This window comes from Streptomyces sp. NPDC005262 (genome assembly GCF_042872425.1).
Taxonomy (GTDB): Bacteria; Actinomycetota; Actinomycetes; order Streptomycetales; family Streptomycetaceae; genus Streptomyces.
This window is the reverse complement of the sequence record NZ_JBIAKK010000001.1, coordinates 933,957-947,914: the sequence shown is the minus strand read 5'-3', so window position 1 is coordinate 947,914 and position 13,958 is coordinate 933,957. Positions and strand designations below refer to the sequence as shown.

The 13,958-nt window shown below is 70.9% G+C and carries 13 protein-coding genes; 10 read left to right on the top strand and 3 right to left on the bottom strand.

What is annotated here, in order from left to right; all coding sequences use genetic code 11:
- Nucleotides 1-123: 123 nt before the first annotated feature.
- The 3 genes from ACFYP5_RS04275 to ACFYP5_RS04265 all read right to left on the bottom strand — a co-directional run bounded on the left by ACFYP5_RS04275 (nt 124) and on the right by ACFYP5_RS04265 (nt 3,790).
- Complete coding sequence (locus tag ACFYP5_RS04275) at nt 124-783, bottom strand: LuxR C-terminal-related transcriptional regulator (RefSeq protein ID WP_389030223.1); 660 nt, start codon at nt 781-783, stop codon at nt 124-126.
- 270 nt (nt 784-1,053) lie between these two features.
- The gene (locus ACFYP5_RS04270; protein WP_389030220.1) at nt 1,054-2,409 is read right to left on the bottom strand and encodes a sensor histidine kinase; all 1,356 of its coding nucleotides are present in this window, start codon (nt 2,407-2,409) and stop codon (nt 1,054-1,056) included.
- Between the two features lie 157 nt (nt 2,410-2,566).
- Nucleotides 2,567-3,790 carry a sensor histidine kinase gene (locus ACFYP5_RS04265; protein WP_389030218.1) on the bottom strand — a complete coding sequence of 408 codons (1,224 nt, stop codon included), beginning with the start codon at nt 3,788-3,790 and terminating at the stop codon, nt 2,567-2,569.
- A gap of 179 nt (nt 3,791-3,969) precedes the next feature.
- Here ACFYP5_RS04265 and ACFYP5_RS04260 point away from each other — a divergent pair, with 179 nt between their 5' ends.
- From ACFYP5_RS04260 to ACFYP5_RS04215, 10 genes are read left to right on the top strand one after another with little or no spacing between them, the layout of a single operon-like run.
- The gene (locus tag ACFYP5_RS04260; protein ID WP_267008001.1) at nt 3,970-4,371 is read left to right on the top strand and encodes an NADH-quinone oxidoreductase subunit A; all 402 of its coding nucleotides are present in this window, start codon (nt 3,970-3,972) and stop codon (nt 4,369-4,371) included.
- Nucleotides 4,362-4,994: an NADH-quinone oxidoreductase subunit B gene (locus ACFYP5_RS04255; RefSeq protein ID WP_389030215.1), complete on the top strand. Its 633-nt coding sequence runs from the start codon at nt 4,362-4,364 to the stop codon at nt 4,992-4,994. Before ACFYP5_RS04260 ends, ACFYP5_RS04255 begins: the two co-directional genes overlap by 10 nt.
- Nucleotides 4,991-6,226, top strand: coding sequence for an NADH-quinone oxidoreductase subunit C (locus ACFYP5_RS04250; protein WP_389030212.1), 1,236 nt, complete (start codon nt 4,991-4,993; stop codon nt 6,224-6,226). Before ACFYP5_RS04255 ends, ACFYP5_RS04250 begins: the two co-directional genes overlap by 4 nt.
- Nucleotides 6,223-7,191 carry a complex I subunit 1 family protein gene (locus tag ACFYP5_RS04245; protein WP_313938693.1) on the top strand — a complete coding sequence of 323 codons (969 nt, stop codon included), beginning with the start codon at nt 6,223-6,225 and terminating at the stop codon, nt 7,189-7,191. Before ACFYP5_RS04250 ends, ACFYP5_RS04245 begins: the two co-directional genes overlap by 4 nt.
- Complete coding sequence (locus tag ACFYP5_RS04240; protein WP_389030210.1) at nt 7,191-7,793, top strand: NuoI/complex I 23 kDa subunit family protein; 603 nt, start codon at nt 7,191-7,193, stop codon at nt 7,791-7,793. Before ACFYP5_RS04245 ends, ACFYP5_RS04240 begins: the two co-directional genes overlap by 1 nt.
- Complete coding sequence (locus ACFYP5_RS04235; RefSeq protein WP_389030207.1) at nt 7,790-8,350, top strand: NADH-quinone oxidoreductase subunit J; 561 nt, start codon at nt 7,790-7,792, stop codon at nt 8,348-8,350. The genes ACFYP5_RS04240 and ACFYP5_RS04235 overlap by 4 nt, the downstream gene beginning before the upstream one ends.
- Nucleotides 8,350-8,745, top strand: coding sequence for an NADH-quinone oxidoreductase subunit NuoK (gene nuoK / locus ACFYP5_RS04230; protein WP_389030204.1), 396 nt, complete (start codon nt 8,350-8,352; stop codon nt 8,743-8,745). The genes ACFYP5_RS04235 and nuoK overlap by 1 nt, the downstream gene beginning before the upstream one ends.
- Nucleotides 8,742-10,742 carry an NADH-quinone oxidoreductase subunit L gene (locus tag ACFYP5_RS04225; protein ID WP_389030202.1) on the top strand — a complete coding sequence of 667 codons (2,001 nt, stop codon included), beginning with the start codon at nt 8,742-8,744 and terminating at the stop codon, nt 10,740-10,742. The genes nuoK and ACFYP5_RS04225 overlap by 4 nt, the downstream gene beginning before the upstream one ends.
- A 27-nt stretch (nt 10,743-10,769) precedes the next feature.
- A complete protein-coding gene (locus tag ACFYP5_RS04220; protein ID WP_389030199.1) occupies nt 10,770-12,320 on the top strand; it encodes a NuoM family protein in 1,551 nt (516 codons plus the stop codon).
- On the top strand, nt 12,317-13,891 hold the full coding sequence (locus tag ACFYP5_RS04215) for an NADH-quinone oxidoreductase subunit N (protein WP_389030197.1): 1,575 nt from the start codon (nt 12,317-12,319) through the stop codon (nt 13,889-13,891). The genes ACFYP5_RS04220 and ACFYP5_RS04215 overlap by 4 nt, the downstream gene beginning before the upstream one ends.
- Nucleotides 13,892-13,958: the final 67 nt, after the last annotated feature.

Genomic DNA, 13,958 nt, shown 5'->3' with positions numbered 1-13,958 from the left:
CGTGCCGTTCTGCCATATTTCACGAACCCCCTGGGTCGTCAGGCGGCGTGTCCGGGCGCTCGCGGGCGCTCATTCCGCGACCGGGCACGGCCACGGGCCATTACCTGACAGAGTGTCAGCTAATCAGGAGTTGAGGTAGGTCAGTACGGCCAGGACCCGTCGGTGATCCCCCTCACTGGGCGACAGGCCGAGCTTCAGGAAGATGTTGCTGACGTGCTTCTCCACCGCGCCGTCGCTCACCACCAGCTGCTTCGCGACCGCCGAGTTGGTCCGCCCCTCCGCCATCAGACCGAGCACCTCGCGCTCGCGCGGCGTCAGCCCGGCCAGGACGTCCTGCTTACGGCTCCGGCCCAGCAGCTGAGCCACAACTTCAGGGTCCAGCGCCGTGCCACCCTGCGCCACCCGGACCACGGCGTCCACGAACTCACGGACCTCCGCCACCCGGTCCTTCAGCAGATAGCCCACACCACGGCTGCTGCCGGCCAGCAACTCGGTGGCGTACTGCTCCTCGACGTACTGCGAAAGGACCAGGACCCCGATGCCCGGGTACTCCTTGCGCAGCCGCACCGCCGCCCGTACGCCCTCGTCGGTGTGGGTCGGCGGCATCCGCACATCGGCGACGACCACATCGGGCAGCTCGCCCTGCCCGGCAAGATCGCCCACCGTCTTGATCAGAGCCTCGGCGTCCCCCACCCCCGCGACGACGTCGTGCCCGAGATCGGTCAGCAATCGGGTGAGCCCCTCCCGGAGCAGTACCGAATCCTCGGCAATGACCACTCGCACCCTGTCCTCCACCACGACGCCCTGTCCCCCTGTTGCTGTCCGTCGGCTCCACCGCCGACCCGATCCGTCCCTCGTGCCCCCAGCATCCCAGCATCGGTCCGCGAGCGGGGGCTGTGACGGATGCTTGTGTGCGGGCGGGGGACGCGACGGAGGCGCCCGGACGAGATCCGGGCGCCGCACGACGATTCGTACCTGCGTATGGATGTGCGGTGCGAGATGTGCTGCGCGACAATGTTTCTGCGTGACGCGTTCTCCGCGAGGCGCGACGCCTCAGCCACGCCAGGGGAGCTCGGCCGTGACCCTCGTCGGGCCGCCCACCGGGGAATCGACGACAAGGACACCGTCGACCGCGTCCAGCCGCTCGGCCAGACCGGCGAGACCGCTGCCCGCCGACAGATTGGCGCAGCCCCGCCCGTTGTCGGTGACCTGGAGCAGCAGCCGGCCGGCCGTACGCCACACGTCGACCGTCGCGCGCGTCGCCTGCGCGTGCTTGCTGACGTTCTGCAGCAGCTCGGACACGGTGAAGTAGGCGATGCCCTCGATCGCCTGTGCAGGCCGGGATGCCAGGTCCACCTCGACCGTCACCGGCACGGTGCAGCGGGAGGCGATGGCGGAGAGCGCAGCGTCCAGGCCGCGGTCGGTGAGGACGGCGGGGTGGATGCCGCGGGCGAGATCCCGGAGCTCCTGCAGGGCGACCTTCACTTCGCCGTGGGCCTCGTCGACCATGCGGGCGGCCGCCTCGGGGTCGTCGGTGAGCTTCTCCTTCGCCAGGCCCAGATCCATGGCCAGGGCGACGAGGCGGGCCTGGGCGCCGTCGTGCAGGTCGCGCTCGATGCGCCGCAGGTCCGCGGCGGCCGTGTCCACGACCACCCCGCGGTCCGACTCCAGCTCGACGACGCGCGACGCCAGGCGCGACGGCCCGAGCAGCCCGTGCACCATCACCCGGTCCACGGACGCCAGACCGCGGATGATCCACGGGGTGAGCAGGACGAGCACCAGGCCGCACGCGCTGGTCGCGGCCAGATCGAACGTCGAGTCGAGGTAGACGTCGTGCGTGGCGTCGCCGTACAGCTGAATGCCGTCGGCCCCCACGTACGCAGGGAACACCCACTGCCACAGCGGGTAGCTGAACGCCGCCCACCCGTACGTCCAGAACGTCAACGACACGGTGAAGGCGAAGACCGCCCAAGGGAAGTGCAGCAGCGCGTAGAGCAGATGCCGCCAGGACACCCCGCTCTTCAGGACCGCCCCCACCCATGACATCAGGCCGCCCGTCCTGCCGCGCACCGGAGCCGGCTCCGCCACCTCCAGCTTCAGCAGCCCCCGTGCCCGGGCCCGCTCCATCACGCCGAAGCCTCGGCACATCGCCAGACCGAGGGCGAGGACCGGGATGCCGAGAAAGGTGATCAGCAGGCCCGCGCCCAGCGACGTCATGGTGATCGCGAAGCTGAAGAGCACCACGCTGATCGGCAGACTCAGCAGCAGATATCCGAACTCGCGCCAGGTCCTCGCCTCCAGCGGCGCGCGCAGCACCGCCGGGAAGAAGTGCTTCACCGGGGGGTTGTCCCCGGGGCCGACACCGGACCGCTGATGGTCCCGAGTGTCCGGTCCGTATGCCGTGGCCATGGGTGCCGTCCGTTTCTTCTTTCGGCGGTGGTCTTGTCCGGTACAGCCCGTACAGCGGCTGATACATCAAGGGTGCTGTTCTGCGGGAGGAGGCACCATGAGGCCGGTATCCCTCTTCGACCGGGGGTTTTCCCCACCCCCGGCCTCCGGGCTGCGGCTAATGGCGCTCCGCGGCGCCCGCGCCGTCCCGGTCCCGGTCCGGCCGCCGCCCCTGGTCCCGGTCCCGCCAGGGCAGCTCCGCGGTGACCGTCGTCGGCCCGCCGGCCGGCGAGTCGAGGACGAACAGCCCGTCGACCGCTCCCAGCCGCTCCGCCAGCCCCGACATCCCCGTACCGCCGTCCATCCGCGCCCCGCCCCGGCCGTCGTCGCTGACCCGGATCAGCAGCCGCTCCGCCGACCGCCAGACCTCGACGGACGCCGAGCGCGCGCCGCTGTGCTTGCTCACGTTCTGCAGCAGCTCGGAGACGGTGAAGTAGGCGATGCCCTCGATCGCCTCCGCCGGGCGCCCCGGCAGGTCCACCTCGACCCGCACGGGGACGGTGCAGCGGGAGGCGATGGCGGAGAGCGCAGCGTCCAGGCCGCGGTCGGTGAGGACGGCGGGGTGGATGCCGCGGGCGAGATCCCGGAGCTCCTGCAGGGCGACCTTCACTTCGCCGTGGGCCTCGTCGACCATGCGGGCGGCCGCCTCGGGGTCGTCGGTGAGCTTCTCCTTCGCCAGGCCCAGATCCATGGCCAGGGCGACGAGGCGGGCCTGGGCGCCGTCGTGCAGGTCGCGCTCGATGCGCCGCAGGTCCGCGGCGGCCGTGTCCACGACCACCCCGCGGTCCGACTCCAGCTCGGCGATCCGGCGCTCCAGCTCGTCCGACGGCGAGAGCAGCCCGCGCGCCATCGCCCGGTCCGCATTGGTGAGCAGACGCGCGGTGAAGGGCAGCACGGGCCACAGGACGAACAGACTCACCAGCGTCACCGTGAACGTGAGCACGCCCCAGGGCAGCCGGATGAACGAGTACAGCACCGCTCGCCAGCCCACCGGATCCTTGAGACTCGTCCACAGCCACGGAAAGAAGCCCTGGTCGTGACGGGCCAGCGCCACCGAACTCGGCTCGTCGATCCGTATCCCGAGCAACCCTCGGGCCCGGCCCCGCTCCGCCCGGCCGAGCAGCCGCGCCCCCTGCAGCCCGGCGGCCAGCAGTGGCAGACCGATCACCGTGACCGAAAGCCCCACGCCGACACCGATCATGAACACTGTGTAAACAAACCCGGCGAGCGCCATCGGCAGGTTGGAAAGGAGATAGGAGATCTCCTTCCACGTCCACGGATCGAGGGCGAAGCGGGCGGGCGGCAGCCGGTCGCCGTCGGGCACCGGGGGGCTCATGGTCATACGCCCAGCCTGCCGGGCCGGACCTGCGCACGCCATGGGGTTCATGGGTGGGGTGAAGTAGGGATAACCCCACCTCTTGCCAGACGCGGCTGCTTAACGTCTCTTTAGCAGGGCCTAGACTCCCGTGCGTACAGATCGTCGAACAGGTATGAGGGAGCGGAGGGGCGGACGTGGCCTACGTGGCGGACCTGCCGGAATCGACCGTTCTCGCGTCGGACTACTTCGACAGCTACTCGGTGGTCGGACTGCTCGCGCTGATCGGCGTGTTGTTCGTGGCCGTGGCCTTCGGAGCCGGACGACTGCTGCGCCCCGTGGTCCCGACACCGGAAAAGCTCCTCACGTACGAGTGCGGCGTGGACCCCGTGGGTGAAGGATGGGCACATACACAGGTCCGTTATTACGTCTATGCCTTCCTGTACGTGATCTTCGCCGTCGACTCGATCTTCCTGTTTCCATGGGCGACCGTATTCGCCGCGCCCGGATACGGCGCGACGACGCTGGTGGAAATGTTCATCTTCCTCGGTTTCCTGGCCGTGGGACTGCTCTACGCATGGAAGAAGGGCGTCCTCGAATGGACGTGACGAGCCCGCAGACCCCCGAGCCGCAGCCCCGGCCCGAAACGACCCTGCTGCCGGAGCCGAAGCGGCTCGGCGTGCTGTCCCGGCTCGCGCCGGAGCCGATGAAGGTGGTCCTCAACTGGGGGCGCCGCTACAGCCTCTGGGTCTTCAACTTCGGCCTCGCCTGCTGCGCCATCGAATTCATCGCCGCGTCCATGGCCCGGCACGACTTCATCCGGCTCGGCGTGATCCCGTTCGCCCCGGGCCCCCGCCAGGCCGACCTCATGATCGTTTCCGGCACGGTGACGGACAAGATGGCCCCGGCCGTGAAACGGCTGTACGAGCAGATGCCCGAGCCCAAGTACGTCATCTCCTTCGGCGCCTGCTCGAACTGCGGCGGCCCGTACTGGGACTCGTACTCCGTGACGAAGGGCGTCGACCAGATCATCCCCGTCGACGTCTACGTACCGGGCTGCCCACCCCGGCCGGAGGCCCTGCTCCAGGGCATCCTCAAGCTGCAGGAGAAGATCGCCCGCGAGTCGCTGGGCGAGCGGTACGGGACGGGCGGCGGCAGCCGGCCCTCCACCGCCGCACTGCGCAGCGGGCTGGTCGCCGCCCCGCCCGCACCGGGGGAGGACCGGACGTGACCAGCACTCCCGCCACCGACGCGTACGACAGCCTGCCGGACGCCGTCACCGAACTCTTCGGCGAGGACGCCACAGCGGAGCACGCGTACGACCTGCTGACCGTCGACGTGCCGGCCAGCGCCTGGATCGCCGCCCTCGAAACGGCCCGCGACCGGCTGGGCTGCACCTATTTCGACTGGCTGAGCGCCGTCGACGAACCGGGCACCGGCTTCCGCGTCTGCGCCCACGTCGCCGCTCCGGCACACGGCAAGGTCCGCCGACTCCTCATCCGTACGACCGTCCCGCACGACGCTGCCGTCCTTCCCACGGCCGTCGGTGTCTACTCGGGCGCCGCCTGGCACGAGCGCGAGACGCACGAGATGTTCGGCATCGGCTTCGAAGGCCACCCGCATCTGGTGCCGCTGCTGCTGCCCGAGGGCTTCGAGGGCCACCCGCTGCGCAAGGACTTCGTGCTGGCGGCCCGGGTCGCCAAGGCCTGGCCGGGCGCCAAGGAGCCGGGCGAGTCCGAACACGGCGGACCGAAGCGACGCACGATGCTGCCGCCCGGCGTCCCCGATCCGAACGAGTGGGGCCCCCTCAAGGGGCAGCTTCCGCCGGCCCCGACCCGCCCGGCCCGCACCGCCAGGACCGCAGGCGACCGCCCGGTGCGCCGCGCCCGCAGTGTGAGCGACGGCTCGGCGAGCCAGCAGCCGGAGGCGGCAGCGCCGGCCGCGAGCACGGAGACCGCACCTTTGACCGCGACCCCGCGCCGCACCCGCAGTGCGTCCCAGGGCTCGGCGAGCCAGCCGGCGGCGGCGCCCGAGCCGGCAGCGACGGAACCGGGAGCGACGGCATCGACACCGGCACCGGCGGAACCGGCACCGGCGCCCCGCAGCACGGACGCGCCCTGGCACAAGGCCCGCCCGGCCTTCGACGAGACCTCGGAAGAGGACACCTCCCGGACCGTCGGCAAGACCGAGGAGCCGAGTGCCTCCCAGCCCCTCGGCACCTCCCAGGAACCGGGCACCTCGCAGGATCCGGGCACCTCGCAGCCCCTCCGGCGCCCGAGGAGCGAGGGAGCCGGGGCGGAACCCCCGCTCCGGGAAGGGGCGGGCAGGGGAGAGGCCCCGCCCAGCGGCCCCGCCGCCGACACCTCGGAACAGTCCGACACCTCGGACGAGCCCGACACCCCGAACCCTGACCCCGCACCCGAGCCGACCCCCAACCCCCCCGCCGGAGGCGATACCGCGTGAACGACGTACTCGACGTCGCCCTCCGGCTCGTCATCGTCTTCGGGGTGTTCATGGTCGTCCCACTCGTCGTGGGCCAGACCGAGCACAAGGTGATGGCCCACATGCAGGGCCGCCTCGGCCCCATGTACGCGGGTGGCTTCCACGGCTGGGCCCAACTCGTCGCCGACGGCGTGAAGTTCGCCCAGAAGGAAGACATCGTCCCGGCCGACGCCGACCGCCGGATCTTCCAGCTCGCGCCGGCCGTCGCCCTCCTCCCGTACCTCCTGGTGCTCGTCGCCATCCCGATCGGTCCGAGCGAGGGCGCGGTCGGCCAGGTGGTCGACGCGGGCATCTTCTTCGTGCTCGCCGTCATGGGCGTAGGAGTGCTCGGCTCGCTGATGGCCGGCTGGGCATCGGCGAACAAGTTCTCCCTCCTCGGCGGCCTGCGCACCGCCGCGCAGCTCCTCGCCTACGAACTGCCGATGCTGCTCGCCGCGGCATCCGTCGCGATGGCGGCCGGCACCGTGTCCCTCCCCGGCATCGTCAATGCCTTCGAGTGGTGGTGGCTGCCCTGGCAGATCGTCGGCGCCCTGGTCTTCTTCGTGGCCGGACTCGCCGAACTGCAGCGACCGCCGTTCGACATGCCGGTCGCCGACTCGGAGATCATCTTCGGGGCGTACACCGAGTACACCGGCCTGCGGTTCGCACTGTTCCTGCTCGCCGAGTACGCGGGCATCGTCGTCCTCTGCGGACTGACCACCGTCCTCTTCCTCGGCGGCTGGCACGGCCCGCTCGGCGCCGACGGACTCGGCTGGGTCTGGACGCTCCTCAAGACCGCGGTCCTCGCCTTCGTCGTCATCTGGCTGCGGGTGAGCTACCCCCGCCTCCGCGAGGACCAGCTGCAGAAGCTCGCCTGGACCACACTCATCCCGCTCGCCCTCGCGCAGATCGCGCTCACCGGCATCGTGAAGGTGGCGATCAGCTGATGTCTCCGATCCCCGGCTCAGGCCTGGCCAAGGGCCTGGCCGTCACCCTGCGGACGATGACGAAGAAGACGGTCACCGCGCAGTACCCGGACGTCCAGCCCGAACTCCCGCCCCGCTCCCGCGGTGTCATCGGGCTGTTCGAGGAGAACTGCACGGTCTGCATGCTGTGTGCCCGTGAGTGCCCGGACTGGTGCATCTACATCGACTCCCACAAGGAGACGGTGCCCGCCGCCGCCCCGGGCGGCCGCGAGCGCAGCCGCAACGTCCTCGACCGCTTCGCGATCGACTTCTCGCTCTGCATGTACTGCGGTATCTGCATCGAGGTCTGTCCCTTCGACGCGTTGTTCTGGTCGCCGGAGTTCGAGTACGCGGAGACGGACATCCACGACCTCACCCACGAGCGCGACAAGCTCCGCGAATGGATGTGGACGGTGCCCGAACCGCCCGCGCTCGACCCGGGCGCGGAGGACCCCAAGGAGATCGCCGCCGCCCGCAAGACGGCGGAGAAACTCGAAGCCCAGCGCGCCCAGGAGGCCGAGCAGGCCAAGGAAGCAGCCCAGCCGTCCCAGCAGGCCCACGAAGAGGAAGAGGGAGAGGAGTGACACTCGCAGCCACCGCGGCCACGGCCCACCCCGGCTTCCTCTCCCCGACCGGCATCGAGATCGCCTTCCTCCTGGTCGGCATCGCCACCCTCGGAGCGGCCCTCATCACCGTCACGACCAAGCAGCTGGTCCATGCCGCCCTGTGGCTGGTCGTCGCGCTCGGCGGTCTCGCCGTCGAGTACCTCCTGCTCACCGCAGAGTTCATCGCCTGGGTGCAGGTGCTGATCTACGTCGGTTCCGTCGTCGTCCTCCTTCTCTTCGGGCTGATGCTTACCAAGGCTCCGATCGGCCGCTCCCCGGACGCCGACTCCGGCAACCGCTGGGCGGCCCTCGGCGTGGCGGTCGCCGCCGCGGCGGCCCTCGTCTGGGTCGTCGTCGACGCCTTCCGCACCACCTGGATCGACCTGGACGGACCGGCCCACGGGTCCACCGAGGCGACCGGCGCCTTCCTCTTCCGGCACTGGGTCCTGCCCTTCGAAGCGCTGTCGGTCCTGCTGCTCGCCGCCCTCGTCGGCGCGATCGTCCTGTCCCGCAAGCGCAGTAAGGAGCAGAGCTGATGCACCTCGCCTATCCCGCCGTGCTCGCCGCCCTCCTCTTCTGCACCGGGCTGTACGGAGTCCTCGCACGCCGCAACGCGATCCTGGTCCTGATGTCCGTCGAGCTGATGCTCAACGCCGTCAACCTCAACCTGGTCGCCTTCGACGTCTGGCTCCGCGACGCCCTGCACTCCGGCCAGGCCCTCACCCTCTTCACCATCGCCATCGCGGCGGCGGAGATCGGCATCGGCCTGGCGATCGTCCTCGCCGTCTACCGCAACCGAGGCAGCTCGGACGTCGACCGCCTCCGTGACACCGCCGAGACCGACGCCGCCGAAGCCCTCCCCGGCGACAGCACCGAAGACCAGGCCACTGCTCCGGCAGGGAAGGCAAAGAAGGCAGAGGCCCCCGCGTGACCACCACGACCCTCGCCGTCCTCGTCCCCCTCCTCCCGTTCCTCGGCGCCGCAGCCGGCCTGCTCCTCGGCCGCACCGCCCCCGGCTACGTGCGCCCCCTCGCCGTCCTCCCCACCCTCGTCGCGGCCGTACTCGCCGTAGTCGTCGCCGCACGCCAGGGCGGCGGCCCGGCCATCGACGCCGCGACCCGGCTCACCCCCACCGGCTCGGTCCCCATCGACCTCGCCCTCCACCTCGACGGCTTCGCGGTCCTCGTCGCCGTCCTGGTCGGGCTCGTCGCGACCTGCGTCCAGATCTACTCGACCGGCTACCTGCGCGACGACCCCCGCTACCCCTCGTACGCGGCCCTCGTCTCCCTCTTCACCGCCGCGATGCTGCTCGTCGTCTACTCCGGCGACCTGATGGTGCTGATGGTCGGCTGGGAGATCATGGGCATCTGCTCGTACTTCCTCGTCGGCCACTACTGGGAGACACCCGAAGCGCGCGCCGCCTCCTTCAAGGCCTTCCTGGTCACCAAGCTCGGCGACGTCCCCTTCCTGATCGGCCTGTTCGCGCTCGCCGCCGACACCGGCACCTTCCGGATCACCGGCATCCTCGGCGCCGTCGCCAACGGCGGCCTGGACCACCCCACCGTCATCGCACTGCTGCTCCTCGCAGGGGTCGCCGGCAAGTCGGCGCAGTTCCCGCTGCACACCTGGCTGCCCGACGCGATGGCGGGCCCGACCCCCGTCTCCGCGCTGATCCACGCCGCGACGATGGTCGCCGCCGGCATCTACTTCGTGGCCCGGCTCCTCCCCGTCTTCGCCGAATCCGGCGCCGCCCTCGTCGTCCTCGCCGTGATGGCGGCGGTCACGATGATCGGATCAGGGCTCGCAGCGCTCGCCCAGGACGACATCAAACGCGTCCTCGCGTACTCGACGATCGGCCAGCTCGGCTACATGTCCGGTGCACTGGCTGTCGGCGACCGCGGAGCCGCCGTCTTCCACCTCCTCTCGCACGGCGCGTTCAAGGCCGTCCTCTTCCTCGCGGCGGGCGTCGTCATCCACGCCGCCGGGACCAACTCGCTGGCCGCCATGTCCCGCATGGGCGGACTGGCCAAGCGCATTCCGGACGCCTACTGGACGATGACCGTCGCCCTCCTCGCGCTCGCCGCCATCCCGCCGTTCGCCGGCTTCTTCTCCAAGGAAGCCGTCCTCGTCGCCGCCGAACACACCGCGCTCGGCGACCGGCACGTCGCCCCGGCCGCCGCCGGGTGGACCGTCCTCGTCGCCGGACTGCTCGCCGCCGTCCTCACCGCCGCATACGCCACCCGCCTCTGGCTCCTCGCCTTCCGCGGCCGCGGCGCCGAGGTCCCCGACCACGGCAGGCAGCCCGTCGCGATGACCGCCGTCCTCTGGGTCCTGGCCGTCCCCACCATCGCCTTCGGGCTGACCGTCGGCGTGATCACCGACTGGTTCGACGGCCACAGCCTCACCCCGACCGTGACCACCGCCGTCCTCTCCACAGGCGTCGCCCTCGTCGGCGGCCTCGTCACCTACGCCGCCTGGCGCCACACCACGGCCCTCGCCGCCCGCATCCCCGTCGGTGCCGTCGCCGCCCACCCCGACGCCGAACCCGCACTCGTCGAGGCCGAGGCCATGACCCACCACACCGCCGGCTACGGCGACACCCCGGGCGCCCCCGACCCGGCCGACCCCGGCCGTCTGCTGCTCGGCCCCCTGCACCGCCACGCCGCCACCGGCTTCCACCTGGACGCCCTCTACACCAAGCTGTTCGTCCGCCCCGTCCAGGCAGCGGCGAGCCTCGTCCGCTTCCTGGACCGCGAGGTCGTCGACACGTACGTGCGCGGCTCCGGCACCGGCGCACGCCTGCTCGGCATCGCCGTCCGCCGCGCCCAGACCGGCAATGTGCAGACCTACCTCAGCGCACTGCTCGCGGGTTCCCTTGTCCTGGCGATCGCCGCCGTCGTTTTTGCCACCGTCAACGCCGGGTCGTGAGCCGTGATCGATATCAGCGAATCCGTGATGCAGTTCCTTCTCGCGTTCATCGTCGTGGGCCCTCTCATCGGTGCCGTCGCCGCCCTCCTGCCGGCCCCGCCCGGGCTGCGGGGAAAGAACTCCGACCAGGCCGTGCTCCGCCACGGCGTGACCGTCACCGGTGCGATCCTCATCGCCGCGATCGTGCTGGCCCTCGGGTTCGACCACGACCACCCGTCGAAGATGCAGGCCACCACCGACATCAGCTGGATCCCGGCGCTCGACGTCCGGATCCACCTCGGCATCGACGGCATCTCGCTCCCCCTTCTCGTGCTGACCGCGCTGCTGACCTTCCTCTGCGCGCTCTACAGCTACTTCAAAATGCCCGACGGGCCCTCCCCGAAGGCCTTCGTCGCACTCGTGCTCGTCCTCGAGTCCGGCACCCTTGCGGCCTTCGCCGTCCTCGACCTGCTGCTGTTCTTCCTGGCGTTCGAGATGGTCCTCATCCCGATGTACTTCCTCATCGCCCGCTGGGGCGGCGCACAGCGGCAGGCCGCCGCCTGGAAATTCATCCTCTACACGCTGCTCGGCTCCGTGATCATGCTGCTGGGCCTGCTCCTCATCGGGCTGAAGAGCGGCACCTTCGACATGGTGGCACTCGCCACCGACAACGGCCGTGGGCTCACCTCGTCCGTGCAGGTCATCGCCGTACTCGCGATCGGCATCGGGCTCGCCGTGAAGACCCCGATGTGGCCGCTGCACAGCTGGCTGCCGGACGCCCACACCGCCGCCCCGACCGTCGGCTCGGTGCTCCTCGCGGGCGTCCTGCTGAAAATGGGCACGTACGGGTTCGTCCGCATCCTGCTGCCCATCACCCCCGACGGAATGCACACGTTCGCGCCGTACCTCGCCGCGTTCGCAGTCGTCGGCATCGTCTACGGGTCGCTCGCCTGCCTGGCTCTCGCCCGCCCCGGCTCCAAGGGCGACCTGAAGCGCCTGATCGCGTACTCCTCCGTCGGCCACATGGGCTTCGTACTCCTCGGCATCGCGACCATGACCCCCACCGGCGTCAACGGCGCGCTCTTCGCCAACATCGCCCACGGCCTCATCACCGGCCTGCTGTTCTTCCTGGTCGGCGCCGTCAAGGACCGGTACGGCACCGCCGACCTCGACACCCTCTCCGGAGCCAGCGGAGCCGCCCTCTACGGCCGTGCCCCCCGCCTCGGCGGCCTCCTCGCCTTCGCCGCCGTAGCCTCGCTCGGCCTGCCCGGGCTCGCCGGATTCTGGGGCGAGATGCTCACCCTGTTCGGCGCCTTCGACCCGGCCCCGGGCCTCAGCCGCCCGGCCTTCCTCACCTTCATGTCGATCGGCGCGTTCGGCACCCTGCTCACCGCCGCATACATGCTCATCGTGGTGCGCCGCGTCTGCATGGGCAAGAGGCACGAGGAGGCGCACCGGATCGCAGACATCCAGACGTACGAGTTCGCCGCCTGGACCCCGCTCGCCGCCCTCACCGTCCTCGCCGGCCTGTGGCCCGCCGTCCTCCTCGGCCTCACCGACCCGGCCGTGCAGAAGCTCCTCGCAGGAGGCAAGTCGTGACCACAGCGGCCGACAGCACCACCAGCCTCGTCCAGTCCGTCGACTGGCTGGCCATCGCGCCCCCCGTCGTCGTCGCGACGGTCGCCCTGATCGTCCTGGTCGCCGACCTCTTCCTTCCCGAGGAACGCAAACCCCTCCTCGGCCTGGCGAGCGTCGCCGGACTCGTCGCCGCCCTCGCCCTCCTCATCCCGCTGCGCGACGGCAACCACTCCACCTTCTGCCTCACCACGGGAACCGGCACCGAAGCCTGCAGCTACACCGCCGACCACTTCGCGCTGATCATCCAGGTCCTCGTCCTCGGCGGCGCCCTGCTCACCGCGCTGCTCTCCTTCGGTGACACGCGCAGACTCCCCGCCGGCGAATTCTGGTTCCTGCTGCTGTCCTCCGCGGCAGGCGCCGCACTCCTGCCCGCCGCCCGCGACCTCGCCACCCTCGTCGTCGCCCTCGAAGTCGCGTCCCTGCCCGCCTTCGCCCTCGTCGGCATCAAGCGCGACGACCGGCGCTCCTCCGAGGCGGCCCTCAAGTTCTTCCTCTCCTCCGTCGTCGCGACCGCGGTGATGCTCCTCGGCGTCAGCTTCGTGTACGCCACGACCGGCACCCTCCACCTCACGGAACTCGCCACCCGCCTCCACGACGTCCCCGACCAGTTCTCCACCCTCGCCGAGGCGGGCGTCGCCCTCACCCTCGTCGGCTTCGCCTTCAAGACGGCAGCCGCACCGTTCCACTTCTGGGTCCCCGACACGTACGTCGGCGCCCCGCTGCCGGTCGCCGCCTACCTGTCGGTCGTCGGCAAGGCCGTCGGCTTCTCCGGGCTGATCCTCGTCACCGTGATCGCGTTCCCGTCGTACGCCGACGTCTGGGGACCGGCCCTCGCCGTCGTCGCGGCCCTCACCATGACCGTCGGCAACGTCGCGGCCCTGCGCCAGACCGCCACCCGCGCCCGCAGCGCCGTACGCCTGCTCGCCTGGTCGTCCATCGCCCAGGCCGGCTACCTCCTGGTGCCGATCGCCTCCGCCGCCTACTCCAGCGACGAACAGATCGGCTCGACCGTCGCGTACGCCCTCATGTACGCCGTCGTGAACCTCGGCGCCTTCGCCGTGGCCGCACTTGTCGCGCGCACGAAGCCGGACAACCGCCTCTCCGACTACCGGGGCCTGTACGCCACCCGCCCCCTCACCGCCCTAGCGATGGGCTTCTTCCTGCTCTGCCTGGCCGGCCTCCCGCCTGGCATCGTCGGTCTCTTCGCCAAGGTCACGGTCTTCTCCTCGGCCGTGGACGCGGGACTCGGCTGGCTCGCCGTCGTCATGGCCGTGAACGTCGTGATCGCGCTCTACTACTACCTGCAGTGGACGGCGGCGCTGTTCCGCGCCCCGGAAGAGACCGAGCCGGCCGCTCCGGCCCCGGTCGCCGCCCTGGCCGACGGGCCGGCGACGGCGGTCCAGCCCCTGGGCACACCCGTAGCGGTGCCCGTCTCCCTCACCACCGCGATCGCCCTCACCGCCGCAGTCGGCATCGTGCTCTCCGGCGCCCCGCAGCTCGTATTCCGGTTCGCCGCGGTCAACCTCTTCTGACGCACGCCCCGCCCAAGATCGGTTTGCCCCGGGCGGACCGAACAGGGCATGGTCATGCCCGCACAAC

What these genes read in the sequence shown, in the direction of transcription:
- ACFYP5_RS04270 (WP_389030220.1), bottom strand. Translation starts at nt 2,409, where the DNA reads ATGGCCACGGCATACGGACCGGACACTCGGGACCATCAGCGGTCCGGT.
- ACFYP5_RS04265 (WP_389030218.1), bottom strand. Translation starts at nt 3,790, where the DNA reads ATGACCATGAGCCCCCCGGTGCCCGACGGCGACCGGCTGCCGCCCGCC.
- ACFYP5_RS04255 (WP_389030215.1), top strand. Translation starts at nt 4,362, where the DNA reads ATGGACGTGACGAGCCCGCAGACCCCCGAGCCGCAGCCCCGGCCCGAA.
- ACFYP5_RS04240 (WP_389030210.1), top strand. Translation starts at nt 7,191, where the DNA reads ATGTCTCCGATCCCCGGCTCAGGCCTGGCCAAGGGCCTGGCCGTCACC.
- nuoK (WP_389030204.1), top strand. Translation starts at nt 8,350, where the DNA reads ATGCACCTCGCCTATCCCGCCGTGCTCGCCGCCCTCCTCTTCTGCACC.
- ACFYP5_RS04220 (WP_389030199.1), top strand. Translation starts at nt 10,770, where the DNA reads ATGCAGTTCCTTCTCGCGTTCATCGTCGTGGGCCCTCTCATCGGTGCC.